Here is a 14,317-nt window from a genome sequence, read left to right on the forward strand (position 1 = left end):
GTCGATTCAAATCATCTTTTATTGGTTCATAAAATGAAGAAATGTTTAGTCTTTGTCTTGCCACTCTTTATAACTATATATTGCAACGCTCAAAACATTGTCTTAAGTGGAATTGTCCGGGACTTTGATTCTAAAAACTTTTTACAGGGTGTTACAGTTCGGGTTGGCGAGACTAGTATCGCCACTGACTCATTAGGGAAATTCAAAATTACGATTGAGCTTTCGCAATTTAAACAAGTGGGTATTCGTTTTACAAGTGTCGGGTACAAACAGTTGTTTCTAAACTTTACTGGTAATTACGCTTTTGACATAGAATTGCGGGCAAGCTATGTTGAACTTGCTGAAGTTAGAATTATGGGTACAGGGTCTGCTATTTTAAAAAAGGCAATAAGTCGTATTCCGGATAATTATCCACAAAAACCTTATATATTAACAGGCGCGATGCGGCTACAATATTTAAAAAATCGGTCAGATTTATTCAATAGCGATGCAATTGTACAAATATATGTTCCCTCATATTATGAAAATAAGCATGAAGAAGTAAAACTGATTCAAAATAAAATCGATACAATTACTGACAAATCTTTAATTTTCATCAAATGGATTGGAGGATATTTAACAGTGCCTCATGCTGACATCATCCATAACCGTGCGCCTTTTATTACAGCGTCGAAAGTAAAAGAATTTCAATATCAGTTGATGCAAAAAAGATTGTATCATGATAGGAATGTTTATGTCATCAACTTCTCGCAAAGAGATTCTACTAAAAAGCAAAAGGCAACCAGTGGAACATTATATATAGATACAGCCACTTATGCTTTTGTTGGCGCTGACATCAGTTACTTTAACGTCACGCGTTATGGCACTTTGCCCAAGTCAAAGCTTCAGTACCATATTGCTTACCGTCTTTTAGGTAACCGCTGGTACGTACAAGAGGCCTATATGAAAGGTAATACCATTTATAAAAAGGAAAATCCCACTACAACAACCAATTATATTACCTCAAAAACAGACACATCTAACATCGGGCCATTTGCCTATGGGGATATAATTCAAGAAAATGATGTAACTCAAAACATTTCAAAACAAGGCGATTCTTCAATTTGGCTTAAAGCTGACACACTACTTAGCCATTCTGAGCGATACAATTATTTGAGTAAATTATCTGCTGATATAACTGATACCATACGAACAAACAGGAACTCAGTAAAGCAAAAAAGCAGTTGGTTAAATTATTTTACGAAGGATAATTTTCATTATTCGTTAACTTTTATAAAATTCCCTGTCAATATTGCAAACTCATCAACGCACATTTCAAGTTTTGTAAAATACGGATTTCAGATAGGGACGTATTTTCGCCTATATAGATCCTTGTTTTTTCAATTTGAAGGATCGGGGAACACCGGTACAGATAAAATTAATTTTTCCCAATATGCTTTTCATTTGTCGAATGACATTGTTTTAAACAAAGATGCACACTCTATTACACTCGCCCCCTATTTTGGATACAATCTATTAACAATCAATGAGAAGAAAGAAAATGAAAAAGGACAGGCAAACTATTTTATTTATGGCCTTTCGGGTGCATTTGAAATAACACATAGCGTTTCTCTCCTGGTTTCTTTCGCCCGAAATCATTTTACACTTTCAGGTAACACCTATTTTCAACCCACAAACACAATTCTTTTTGCAGGAGTACTGATAAAACAATAAGTTAGTGCTTCCTCATTACATGGACATACTGTATAATCCCTTCAATGATCATCAGTGACATTAATATACCTTAGTATGATCAATGATACGGATAATTTTGATCCACACAAGGCGTGGCGATACATTGCGTGTATAATGCGTAGTATGGTTCTGCGGTACCCTCTTTTTACGACGTTGCATAGAGATTTAGCTGATCAGGATACTTTCCAAGAATTTTCTTGAAACGCTGACCGTGTCGCCGTTATCGATCTTGATACCAGCAGATTGGTCGAAGTCAATAAATTGCTCAACGACTATTTTACAGCCGATCTTAATATCCAGTTGCTTCAGTTAATTTAAAAACATGGATGAACTGTCTTTCACAAAGCTTAAACTTGCTGCATTCACTATCATAACTTTATTGGTTTACGGAAGCATTGGCGTAACCAAGGTGTTCAAGGCCATTCAATTCCCATAAAAATAATAACTTTCAGACAGTCACTTCCCACTGAGCAAATTGCTTGCTGCCCGCGTCGCTAAATTCCAAAGCGATACCAGTGGAAAGCGGTTCCGACAATTACTATGTTAAGCTCATGCTGGCATTGTACGATGGAGCAAATGAAATCGTACAATACCAAATAAGAAATGGACAATCAAACAGCGTTTCACAACAATCGGCACTGTTTCATCGCTTTCATAGTCAAATAAGCAACCATTTTGTCTGTTTTATGTCGGTTAAATCCAAAGAAAAAACTGTAGACGCACGCATTAATTTAACAGTTGAGGCCTCTTTTACAACATTTCAGCAAGTTAATCACCGGCCAAACATAAAATCCAGCAATCTGCTTGCAGCTGTCCTAATTGAATTCTATGAAAACATGAACCGAATCCGTATGGATTTAGTATCAATTGGCAAAGTGAAAGCGTTTTGCAGGAGTCATCTGCGCAAACTGCTTTAAGGGCAGTCAGGACCTTTGGATGCGTCGAAGGTACGATTACCGGGATGTGTTTCGTTTTTGGGTTTTCTTTTAGCGTAAAGCATAATAATGTACCTTCTTCACTTTGGCTGATGATATCCAGGATGATGACATCAAATTATAGTCAATAATCGCTTGTCATATTTGGCTCTGCGTATCTATTCTAAAACCTTTACCTCATAACCTTCATCTTCGCATATCAGGAAAACAATTCGACAATGACCGGATTCTGCACTATAACACGGACTTTTTCTTCATTTTGTTGAAATAAACATTAAACGTAATATATTTATTTATCCACTGAAGCGCACCTGTACCAAGGCTGTTCTAAAGTAACGACTCTGCCACTTTACAAATGCAAGTATTAGCTTACTGTAAAAGTTTTCTGTATAGCTCGCCGTAATAATGTTTTTAACTTTAACCAGGCAGACCTGTACAAACTTGGCTGACCTTGAGCAAATTTGCGTGGAGTAATAAGTGAACACGGATATAAATTGCCCCACTTTAACAACTGATAAGCAGCAATTACAGCAAAGGCCAATAAAGTATAGGTTTACGAAACAAAATAACAATAAAAATGTTAACTTAGATAGTTAATGAGAAAAAAAGCGGCGCTTCTGTTATTTATCTTTTTGCTCAACTCTATTATTGGGCTTGGTTGTACTTTGCACCAGACTTTTCAGGATCTGCCTGATCATCATGAACATCAGAATGGTTTTCATACCATAGTTAATAAGGTTAATGTTTACCGCTCCTTAAACGAAAAAAATAATCATCCTCCTAGTTTTCAAAACGAGGAAGATGCATGCTGTCAGAACGGCACGTCCCGATTCAACTCGTTGGCCAAAGAAACACCCCAAGGTAACAGGATTTCATTTGACGCACCTCAGAAAATATTTTTTTCTTGTGTCCCACATATCGTCAAGATTACCAGTTTATTGCCCCGGATTAAAACTAGTAAAAAGGTTTCCCAATGGCCGCCCTCTTGGACGATGCGGATAGCTATCCAGCGTTTCCAGATTTGATAAACTCCAATAATTTTCCTTTTCATCATTCGAAGGAATAATTGACCCGTGACTTTTTTGGCCATTTTATCGTCCATCAGTCAAAGTTAATGTTTGGTGGAATGCCTTGAAAATGGTTATTGCTAAGCGCCATTGTTTTTAGCAATGCCTGCTTATTTCATTATGGAGTCCGGTATCGCTTTGAACCGGTCAAATATCAAATCTTAAATATTAAAACTATGTTTTCAGGATTTCCCTCGTTACATCCATTAATTATACACTTTCCTATTGTATTGATTTTAATGGCATTTGCTTTCCAGGTCATTATTGTTGCGAAGCCGCAATGGCATCAAATTAGGTGGGCCACATTGGCGATCATGGCCGCGGCTTTTCTTTCCGCATTAGCGGCCAGCACTTTGTTCCATGCTGATCCAGCTGATAATACGCCTAAGGCTGCTATGGCAATATTTGCAGCGCACGAGAAGTATGCAAAGTACACTTTATGGTTATCGGGCATCACGTTGCTTTTAAAAGCAATAGGTGTTTTTGCAAAATTTTATTCCAGGTCATATAATGCAGTCGTTCTGGTATCAGCTACACTTGCTGCTATTTGTTTGTCCATTGCTGGCCATCACGGTGCACGGTTAACGCATATCGCCGGTGTAGGGCCAATGGGCAGATATTTGATGAAAGAGGATGATATGGGTAAAGAACATGCGAAATCCGGCAAACAAGATAGTCTGATGAAGATGGATTCCACCATGAAATAACCGGCTTTCCCGCTAATCAGGCAGCATGCGGCCAACTAATACGATCAATTCCGATGAGGCACAAGACACTTGGATTTTTTGCGTTATTTTTATTTTATGCCGTGACCGTTCATGGTCATGGCAGGAATAGATACGTCTCGTCCGGTTTCGATAATCAGGATACCACAGTTAGTTTCAATAGTATTATTGACAAGATGAATGTGCAATTCGGTCAGTTGCTCATGACGGGTAATACTGACCGGGATATTGTCATGTTAATTATCGTAAGCAATCTTGGTGCTGTCGATATGGAAATGCTGGAGATGCAAAAGGGAAAAAACAACCTGTTGGTCCGGAATGTCCGGAAAATGATAACTGACCGTATTCATGAAACTTTAGAATTGAATAATTTCCTGGTTAAAGTGAATTTCCATGTAAACTATGATTCCGGACATAAAGAAACCGGCATAAGCCGCCAAATAGATTCGTTTGCCCAGCATACAAAAAACACTTTTCCAAGTAGGCTAACAACCGACGAGGAGTTTGTGCTGCTGATGATTGACCTCGACCAGCAAGGTTTAAAAATGGCCAAGCTATTATCGAAGTATGGGCATGATAAGGAACTGGGGGCTTTTTCTAAAAAGCTAATAAAGCGTTTACGTACGGAAATGGGCGAATTATCAGCCTATTATCAGCGAAGTGGCAGACCTGCCATAAACAGACCGGAACATCTTTAATTGCTGCGTCATTCGTTAAAGTAACAGACAAGAACATTGCCGAGCGTTAACTTTTAAGTAAGAGCTTACAAATTGACCTTTCGATTACACTATCCCGTAAATTATTGTCTATGTCAATTCCTAAAAAGAAAAAAATTAAAAAGCCCGCCCCTGAAAAGAAAAGGCCCTGGACAGTCGCCAGAATAATTAAGGAAGTTATCTATACGCTTGTGTTCTTGTTAAGCATGGCGGGAATTGTTGTTGTTTTATGGGCGATATTCCATACGCACCTGCATTAAACAGCAACTAATTATGTTAAGACGGCACAATCCCGTTTTGACCAAGAAAAAGTTTGGACTTAAATAATTATGTAATTCTTTCCCTGAATTATGTAATAGTGATAAAAAGATGAGGCGTAACTTTGTAACGATATATTTAATTTAGAATGACAGCACCAACTCAAACACTTACTTTTCCTGTGACCGGCATGACCTGCGCCGGATGTGCGGCCAGTGTAGAATCAATGATCAATGCACAAAAAGGTGTAGAAAAGGCGGAAGTTAATTATGCTACACAGTCGGTAAAAGTAGCCTTCCATCCAGCTTTGATACAACCCTCAACCTTGCAACAGGCTGTACAATCTGTGGGGTATGATTTGATCATTGATACGGTTAATGGGAGGAAAAAACAAGAAGAAGCCCGGCAAAGCCATTTGGAAAAACTAAAGAAGAACATCATTTGGGCCTCAATATTAACCGTTCCCGTTGTATTGATTGGGATGTTTTTCATGAACGTTCCTTATGGGAATTACATCATGTTGGTACTGACAGCGCCTGTATTATTTATTGCGGGCAGGAGTTTTTTTATCAATGCCTGGAAACAGGCCTGTCACGGCAGGGCCAATATGGATACGCTTGTCGCGATGAGTACAGGAATCGCTTTTGCATTTAGCGTTTTTAATACCGTATACCCCGAATTCTGGTATCGTCAAGGGCTGATGCCCCATGTATATTTTGAAGCCGCAGCTGTAGTGATCGTCTTTATTATGTTGGGCAAGCTTCTGGAAGAGCGGGCCAAATCGAATACTTCCTCCGCTATCAAAAAATTGATCGGGCTGCAACCAAAAACCGTATTACTAATTACTGAACAGGGAGAAATAGAAACGCCCATTGCAGATGTTCAGGTTGGTAACCGTTTGCAGGTTCGACCAGGTGAAAAAATCCCCGTTGACGGCGTCCTATTTGAAGGGAACTCTTTTATTGACGAGAGTATGATCAGCGGTGAACCAGTTCCCGTTGAAAAAAAGGCAGGTGATAAGGTATTTGCAGGAACAATAAATCAAAAAGGCAGTTTTCGTTTTACGGCCGAAAAAGTAGGAAGCGCAACGATGCTGGCCCAGATCATCCACTTGGTTCAGGAGGCGCAGGGTTCAAAAGCGCCGGTGCAAAAACTTGTCGATAAAATTGCTGGCATTTTTGTGCCGGTTGTCATGTTAATTGCGTTGCTGAGTTTCGGGGCATGGATACTGTTTGGCGGGCAGCACGCCCTCACCCAGGGGCTATTAGCGATGGTGACGGTGATGGTGATCGCCTGCCCCTGCGCTTTAGGACTGGCAACGCCCACCGCAGTTATGGTCGGAATCGGTAAAGGTGCTGAAAACGGCATTCTTGTTAAAGATGCTGAAGCACTGGAACTTGGTTATCGTGTTAATGCTGTTATTCTTGATAAAACCGGAACATTAACCGAGGGCAAGCCAAAAGTCACAGATCTGGCCTGGACAAAAGAGGCCGAAGAGGACCGATCATTTCTTGCAGGGATTTTGCTGTCGTTAGAACAGCAATCAGAACATCCTTTGGCGGCGGCCATTGTAGAACATCTTAAAAATCTCGCTATAAAACCTGTTTCCATGAGTTATTTTAAAAGCCTAACCGGACGTGGGGTTGAAGGTTTGCGTGACGGAAAGCCTTATTTGGCCGGTAGCCCAAAACTGGTTAACAGCATTAACATCAAAATACCGGATGATTTGAAAAAGCAACAGGATCTGTGGCTGAATTCCGCTAAGACTGTTATCTATTTTGCAGATCATACATCGGTACTGGGGATCGTCGGCATTCAAGACAAGATTAAAAGCAATTCCGCGCAGGCGGTAGAAGATTTAAAAAAACAAGGCATCGAAGTTTATATGGTCACAGGTGACAACCGGCAAACGGCGAACAACATTGCAGCTGCAGCAGGAATTGATCATGTCATAGCAGAAGCGTTGCCTTCAGATAAAGCAGACTTTGTTAAACAACTGCAAGCCGATGGAAAGGTCGTAGCTATGGTCGGCGACGGTATCAATGACAGCCAGGCGCTCGCGCAAGCTAATCTTTCCATCGCGATGGGACAGGGTTCAGATATCGCAATGGATGTTGCTAAGATCACGCTAATATCGCCCGATCTTACGCAGATCGCCAAAGCGTTAAAGCTTTCGCGGCTGACGGTCCGTACCATAAGACAGAATTTGTTTTGGGCATTTGTTTACAACCTGATCGGCATACCTATTGCGGCGGGATTGTTATATCCTTTTAATGGATTCCTATTGAATCCGATGATCGCCGGGGCGGCTATGGCACTAAGCTCCGTATCTGTGGTGAGCAATAGCCTCCGGCTGAAATTGTCAAAAATTAACATTTAATATAAATCAATAACATGGAAACTTTCAAATTCAAAACGAATATCAACTGTGGTGGCTGCATAGCAGCTGTAACCCCATCATTAGACAATTTAAAGGGTATAGATAAATGGGAGGTAGATACAGCCAATCGCGACAAGGTGCTTACCGTGCAGGCAGAAGGATTGACTGCCGAACAGATCATCGAAAGCGTGACGGCAAAAGGCTATTTTGCACAAAGAATTGATTAGCAAACTAGCAGACAGAAATCCTGCTGCGATGTCAGCGGGATTTTAATTTAAAAGAAAAATATATAGCCAAGAACAATTGTAACTTTTTTGTGTAGTAATAAGGAATGAAGAAGTTTAGTGCACTGATCTTGGCGGCCTTATACCTGATGTTAACATCAGGGGTATCAGCCTGCTTTTTTCATTGTTGTGCCGATGCAGGCCCCGGCTATGTTAACAAGGGGGCCGCATTGTCTAAAACTGATTCTTGTGACGACGATCATTGCTGTGACGAGCCATCGGAAGACTCCGCTTATCAAATAAGAAGTCAACATTGTACTTGCTGCAACCAGCAGAACTTATCGGTGATCAAGGAAAATATTGCCGGATCATCAGAATTACATTTGGAGGTGTATCAACCTCCACTTCACGGCGTCTCATATTGCCAGGATATTGTTGTTCAGACACGCACAGATCAATTCAAATGGCCTATTTCTAAAGCACCGCCTGATGCCTCGAAGCCATTTATATACATTCTAAATCGTTCCATCCTCATTTGATTTTTAGCTGCCGCACCCCACGCGGCTGGTATTTTAATGTTCAATCATTAACCACTTGAAAATCGAATATGCTTCTTCATATAAAAAATATGGTTTGCGACCGTTGCATTATGGTCGTCAAACAACAAATTGATAATCATAATTTTCTGATCTCTGACATCAGCCTTGGTGAGGTTCAGTTCCATCCCGAACCTAACGAGGCACAGATGCAGCAGATAGCTTCCTCGTTAAAGATCCTGGGTTTTGAGATCATCGATAAGGAACGTGACCGGCTGGTAGAAAAGATCAAAAATACCGTTATCAAGCTGATTCACCATTCCGACCTGACCGATGTTCATCAAACCCTCAGCAGTATGCTTGCCGAATCCCTGCAAATGGAATATTCATATCTGAGTCGTATATTCTCCGATCACGAGGATGTAACTATCGAAAAGTTCATCATTCAGCAAAAGATAGCAAAGGTGAAGGAATTGCTGCAATATGGTGAGCTGAATATGAATGAAATAGCTAATGTTATGGGTTATAGCAGCAATGCACATTTGTCTAATCAATTTAAAAGCATCACTGGTTTGACTCCAAGTGAATATAAATCAATCAATAAAAGCGACAGGAAACCACTGGATAAAATTTAAGCTCATGAAAATCACCATTAACTTAATAATCATCTTACTGCTTGGATTTGGTCATTCAGCCCAATGTCAACAAAAAAAAATGCGTATGGGCGACACCACCATGCACATGAAAATGCCGATGCCTGCCTCAAAAAATGTCATAAAAAAACCTGCAAAGTCGACTGCGGTGACTCATCATGTGCCTTCAAAAAATACTTCGGGGATGCCAGGGATGAAAATGGAGGGCAGTTCAGGTAAGCGTTCGGGCATTAAAAAAAGAAGTAAGGCCATGCCAGGGATGAATATGAGCAAGGAAAGTATGCCCGGAATGAATATGAAGGAAAAGACGGGAATGCCAGGGATGAAAATGAGCAAGGAACGTATGCCCGGAATGAATATGAAGGACAAAACGGCAATGCCCGGAATGAAGATGCAAGATACTGGCATGAAGCAAATGGATATGCAGAAACAAATGAAAATGGGTGACGGGATGCCGGGTATGCCTATGAAAGCGATGACTAAACAGGGAAAGGACACTATAGCCAGTATGTCCTCTACCCTGAATGATCATTTTATTCATGCCGGCAAACGGATAAACTACGACCTCTATATCACGGATACTATTGCTAACTATACCGGAAAACCGGTAAAAGCAATGGCGATAAACGGCCATATACCAGGCCCCACGCTATCATTTACGGAAGGAGACACTGCTTATATTCGTGTTCACAACCGGATGAAAACAGAAACGTCTATTCACTGGCATGGTGTTTTGGTGCCCAATCAGTACGACGGTGTGCCTTATCTGACCACAGTGCCGATCATGCCGGATTCCACCCATCTGTTTATTATACCTCTCAGGCAAACCGGTACTTTCTGGTATCATTCACATACAGATTTGGACGAACAGTCTGGTCTTTACGGCTCCATTGTGATACATCCTCAAATGAAAAGCAAAGAATACCCCGAACAAGTGATGCTTTTTTCCGACTGGACGGATTATAAACCGAAAGAAGTGCAAAGGATGTTAAAACGTGGAACCGACTGGTTCTCCATTCAGAAAGGAAGCGTACTCAGTTACGGCGGAGCGATCACAAAAGGTTACCTGGGCGATAAATTAAAGCTGGACTGGAGGCGTATGCCGGCCATGGATCTGGCGGATGTCAAATACGACCGGTTTCTGGTCAATGGCTATACTGATCAGCAGTTGTCGAAATTCAAACCGGGCGAGATCGTTAGGTTGCGCATTATCAACGGTTCATCTTCCAGTTACTTTTGGTTGAATTACGCCGGAAGCCAGATGACGGTGATCGCGGCTGATGGCCTGGCTGTAAAACCTGTGACGGTTGACAAGATCCTGATCGGAACGGCAGAAACTTATGACGTACTTGTCAAAATACCCTTAAAAGGCAAATATGAATTCCGTGCGACCTATCAGGATGTCTCAGGGAAAGTGTCGGCCTGGTTTGGTTCTGGTGCCGAAGTTAAAGTGAAAGACATTCCTCCCGTGCCGTATTATAAATTGACGCACACCTTTAACCGGATGATGAGCCAGATGAATATGTCTATGAATTCCGTGCCCAACTCAAAAGTAAAAAACGACGGCCTGGAATTCAGCAAAAGTACCGGCAAAATGAAAATGGATGGCATGGATATGGGTGACATGAAAATGGATGATAAAGCAGCTAAGCCTATGCCTGAAATGAAGATGAACGGCATGGACATGAAGGGCGATTCAAGCATGAAAAAAATGGTCGGCGAAAAAGGGAAAAAAATGCCCATGAAAGACACGAAACCAGGTATGGGCGGCCAGCAGAAAGACATGGGTAACATGGATATGGGAGACATGGGAAGCATGAATATGACCGATGACGGTAAGGGCACAAAGATGGGGCCGGGTGGTTCTATGCTGCTTGGATTAGGTGGTGAAGGGAAAATACTGACCTACGATATGCTTCAGGCCAACAGTTCCACAGCCATAGAAGGGAACCATACGGTCAGGACTTACCACCTTTATCTTACCGGCAGTATGATTCGCTACACGTGGCTGATCAACAATAAAGCTCTATCGGAAGCAGACAAATTATTGATCAGAAAAGGCGAGGTTGTACGGTTTGTTTTACATAATACCACGATGATGGAGCATCCTATGCACTTGCATGGGCACTTTTTCCGGGTTCTGAATGCTATGGGTGATTCCGCGCCGCTGAAGCATACCGTCAGTATCGAACCTATGCAGGTTAAGACGATTGAATTTTTAGCAGATGAAGCGCATGATTGGTTTTTTCACTGTCATACCTTATATCATATGATGTCCGGTATGGCCAGAGTAGTCCGTTATGAAGATAACCCCAGCAATGCCGAGGTTGCGCCCTATCAGAAAAATAACCCCCTTTTAAAAGATGATCGCCGGTGGTATACCTGGGGCATGGCCTCCTTTCATTCACAAACCAGTGTCGGGTCCATTTTCATATCGAATACGCGGTATGAATTCAACGCTAATTACAGGTTCAGCTACGACGGACGTTATGAAATTGACCCGCGTTTCCAGCGGTACCTGGATAATAACCAGTATTTGGCTGCTTATGTGGGGGGCAACTTTGAGCAGACAGAAAAGGGGAGGCTGTTTCGTCGTAACGGCGATAACAGCGCGGTAGTTGGTTTGCGCTACCTTCTTCCGCTTTTCTTACAAACAGATGCGCGTATCAGCAGTAAAGGGCAGTTTCGCTTCACGATTAGCCGGGAGGACATACCACTTACTACGAGGCTGTACATGGGCTCCTCTTATAATACAGATAATGAGTTCCAGGTCGACACGCGTTATATCCTTACCAAAAATTTTGCGGTTTCGGCAAGCTACGATAACCAATATGGTTTTGGCGGAGGTCTGACCATCATCTTATAAAATCTATCATGTAATCATAAAACAAATAAAACTAAAACTAAAACTATGAAAACAGCAATTTTAATCATCCCATTTTTGACAATTAATGCAATAAGCTTAAACAACGCTAATGGATCAGTTATCGGGACTGGCCGGTTACCGGCAAATGCAGTGCTTAATATTTCAAGCTCTGAAATTAAAAAAGCGCTCCATGGTGACGAATTAATGGAGGTAATGAATAAGATGATGAAAGATATGGAGTCGCAGCCAATGAAAGGCATCGTCGACCTCGATTTCGCGTCGATGTTAAAAATCCACCACCAGGGAGCCATTAATATGGCCAAAATCGAACTTCAGGACGGCAAAGACGCCAAGTTGAAAACACTGGCCCAAAAGATCATTGATGACCAAACGAAGGAAGTTTCAGACTTGGATAAGTTGATCGCTTCTTTGCAAAGCGCCCCGAAAAACTATGATCCCATGAAAAAAAATTCAGGACCGGCAAAAGCGATGCAAGATGATATGATGTCTATGATAAAACCGGGCCATATGTCGATGTCCTCGGTGGATCATGAATTTGCTGACATGATGATTAAACATCATACCGACGGCATTCAAATGGCAAAAAGTATAATAGCCTACAGCAAAACAGACAAACTTCGTTCAATGGCACAAAAATCCATTCCGCAGCAAAGCCAGGATATCAAAGCGTTCCAGCAATGGAAGACCAATCATAAAGGATAAAATCGATAATTTAATATAAACACATTACCATGAAAATTCTATTTAAACTTTCAATCTTAACTGCTTTTATGGCGATATGCAGTGCATGTAAGAAAGACAACAGCAACCAATTGCAATTACAGGCGCATGACCAAAATCAAATGATGGCGATCATGCACGCTACCATGGCGAAAATGGATACGTTAAAAATGACCAAGGATCCGGATAACGACTTCGCGCTGATGATGCGCATCCATCACCAGGGGGCAATTGACATGGCCAACCTTGAACTAAAAAGCGGAACTGATGCAACCATGAAGCAAATGGCTCAATCCATCATTACAGCTCAGCAGACAGAGATTGCCCAGTTGACATCGTTTTTAAAATCACATCCGGCACACGGCAACGACCCGGATTTCGACATGCAACAGATGATGGATATGCAAAAAGGCATGAAACAAGCCGATCTACAGATTATCGATGGAAGGATCGATCACGATTTCGCCATACTTATGATTGGGCATCACCAAACGGCAACTGAAAATTCACGCTTAGAACTTTTGAAGGGTTCGGAAAATGCGATGAAAACGATGGCCCAAAGTATTATAGACAGCCAAACCAAAGAGATCGGTCAGTTTCAGGATTGGCTGCTGGCAAATGGTAATAAATAACTTCATCATTCATTAATTCTAACCATATAATCGAAAAATTATGTCACATCAAAAATTCAAAGATTGCATTGATGCTTGTGTAGCATGTGCGGTTGCTTGTAGCCATTGCGCTACAGAATGCTTAAATGAGGAAGAAGTCAAAATGATGGCAAGGTGTATTCAACTTGATTTGGAGTGTGCGACCGTTTGCCGTTCAGCGGCGGAGTTGATGAGTTTAGGCAGTGAGTATAGCGCGCATATGTGCCGTATCTGTGCCGATGTTTGCAAAGCATGTGCGGAAGAATGCGAAAAACATGCGCAGATGGGCATGGAACACTGTAGCGAATGTGCGGAAACATGCCGCAAATGCGCTGAAGCCTGTGAACAAATGGCTACTAGTGTTTGATTATGAAATGACACTTTTGGTACGCTTGACATTATTGCAGCAAATGTTTCGTCAAAAAGAAATCAAGGTGAGATTATGCCGATTATTATTTTAAAGTAAACGATGTCCAATCTATATCAACAGGAACTTATCCACAAGTTTGAGCGGTGTGCTGAGATTTGTGGATACTGTTCCGCTCAAAATATGCAACAGGCTTCCTTACCTGAGTTGGAAACGGGAATACGCATGACTTTGGATTGTGCGTCTGTTTGCCGGGCAATGGCGTTAGAGCTGACAATGGATGACATCACTACCCCACATTTATGCCAGGTTTGTGCATTTATTTGTACTTCCTGCGGAGAAGAACTCGAAAGGCTCTGCGGCATGGGAATTGAACATAGCAGTGAATGCAGTCAGGCTTGCGCGGAATGTGCGCAAGCCTGTCAGTATATACTTTCGCGGCTGAATTGCTTAAATTAAAAAACC

14 protein-coding genes are annotated in these 14,317 nt (G+C 41.5%); 13 read left to right on the forward strand and 1 reads right to left on the reverse strand.

All coding sequences use genetic code 11. The features are described from left to right. Positions 1–33 precede the first annotated feature (33 nt). Positions 34–1,713, forward strand: a complete 1,680-nt coding sequence (locus G7092_RS17590; protein ID WP_129568233.1) for a peptidase associated/transthyretin-like domain-containing protein — start codon at positions 34–36, stop codon at positions 1,711–1,713. A 572-nt stretch (positions 1,714–2,285) separates the two neighbouring features. After that, positions 2,286–2,651 carry a hypothetical protein gene (locus tag G7092_RS17595; RefSeq protein ID WP_166091208.1) on the forward strand — a complete coding sequence of 122 codons (366 nt, stop codon included), beginning with the start codon at positions 2,286–2,288 and terminating at the stop codon, positions 2,649–2,651. Positions 2,652–3,555: 904 nt separating this feature from the next. Here the strand turns inward: G7092_RS17595 and G7092_RS17600 are convergent. Continuing rightward, the gene (locus tag G7092_RS17600; protein WP_112658173.1) at positions 3,556–3,771 is read right to left on the reverse strand and encodes a hypothetical protein; all 216 of its coding nucleotides are present in this window, start codon (positions 3,769–3,771) and stop codon (positions 3,556–3,558) included. A 141-nt stretch (positions 3,772–3,912) separates the two neighbouring features. Between G7092_RS17600 and G7092_RS17605 the strand changes: the two genes are divergently transcribed. From G7092_RS17605 to G7092_RS31070, 11 genes are all read left to right on the forward strand, one after another. Next, positions 3,913–4,443, forward strand: coding sequence for a DUF2231 domain-containing protein (locus tag G7092_RS17605; protein ID WP_112658175.1), 531 nt, complete (start codon positions 3,913–3,915; stop codon positions 4,441–4,443). A 53-nt stretch (positions 4,444–4,496) separates the two neighbouring features. Continuing rightward, entirely contained in the window at positions 4,497–5,159 is a 663-nt protein-coding gene (locus G7092_RS17610; protein ID WP_129568231.1) for a DUF305 domain-containing protein, read from the forward strand. 424 nt (positions 5,160–5,583) lie between these two features. After that, positions 5,584–7,815 carry a heavy metal translocating P-type ATPase gene (locus G7092_RS17615; RefSeq protein WP_129568230.1) on the forward strand — a complete coding sequence of 744 codons (2,232 nt, stop codon included), beginning with the start codon at positions 5,584–5,586 and terminating at the stop codon, positions 7,813–7,815. 14 nt (positions 7,816–7,829) lie between these two features. Beyond that, the gene (locus G7092_RS17620) at positions 7,830–8,042 is read left to right on the forward strand and encodes a heavy-metal-associated domain-containing protein (RefSeq protein ID WP_129568229.1); all 213 of its coding nucleotides are present in this window, start codon (positions 7,830–7,832) and stop codon (positions 8,040–8,042) included. A gap of 104 nt (positions 8,043–8,146) precedes the next feature. Beyond that, positions 8,147–8,578, forward strand: coding sequence for an HYC_CC_PP family protein (locus G7092_RS31065; protein WP_112658183.1), 432 nt, complete (start codon positions 8,147–8,149; stop codon positions 8,576–8,578). A 68-nt stretch (positions 8,579–8,646) separates the two neighbouring features. Next, positions 8,647–9,210: a helix-turn-helix domain-containing protein gene (locus G7092_RS17625; protein WP_112658185.1), complete on the forward strand. Its 564-nt coding sequence runs from the start codon at positions 8,647–8,649 to the stop codon at positions 9,208–9,210. An 85-nt stretch (positions 9,211–9,295) separates the two neighbouring features. Beyond that, positions 9,296–12,094 (forward strand): multicopper oxidase domain-containing protein, encoded by a 2,799-nt coding sequence (locus G7092_RS17630; protein WP_166091209.1) that lies wholly within the window; start codon positions 9,296–9,298, stop codon positions 12,092–12,094. Between the two features lie 45 nt (positions 12,095–12,139). Next, positions 12,140–12,817 (forward strand): DUF305 domain-containing protein, encoded by a 678-nt coding sequence (locus G7092_RS17635; protein WP_112658189.1) that lies wholly within the window; start codon positions 12,140–12,142, stop codon positions 12,815–12,817. Positions 12,818–12,846: 29 nt separating this feature from the next. After that, complete coding sequence (locus tag G7092_RS17640) at positions 12,847–13,467, forward strand: DUF305 domain-containing protein (protein ID WP_112658191.1); 621 nt, start codon at positions 12,847–12,849, stop codon at positions 13,465–13,467. A gap of 40 nt (positions 13,468–13,507) precedes the next feature. After that, the gene (locus G7092_RS17645) at positions 13,508–13,852 is read left to right on the forward strand and encodes a four-helix bundle copper-binding protein (protein WP_112658193.1); all 345 of its coding nucleotides are present in this window, start codon (positions 13,508–13,510) and stop codon (positions 13,850–13,852) included. Positions 13,853–13,954: 102 nt separating this feature from the next. After that, on the forward strand, positions 13,955–14,311 hold the full coding sequence (locus tag G7092_RS31070; RefSeq protein WP_498366045.1) for a four-helix bundle copper-binding protein: 357 nt from the start codon (positions 13,955–13,957) through the stop codon (positions 14,309–14,311). The last annotated feature ends 6 nt before the right edge of the window (positions 14,312–14,317 follow it).

This window comes from Mucilaginibacter inviolabilis, from assembly GCF_011089895.1.
GTDB lineage: Bacteria > Bacteroidota > Bacteroidia > Sphingobacteriales > Sphingobacteriaceae > Mucilaginibacter > Mucilaginibacter inviolabilis.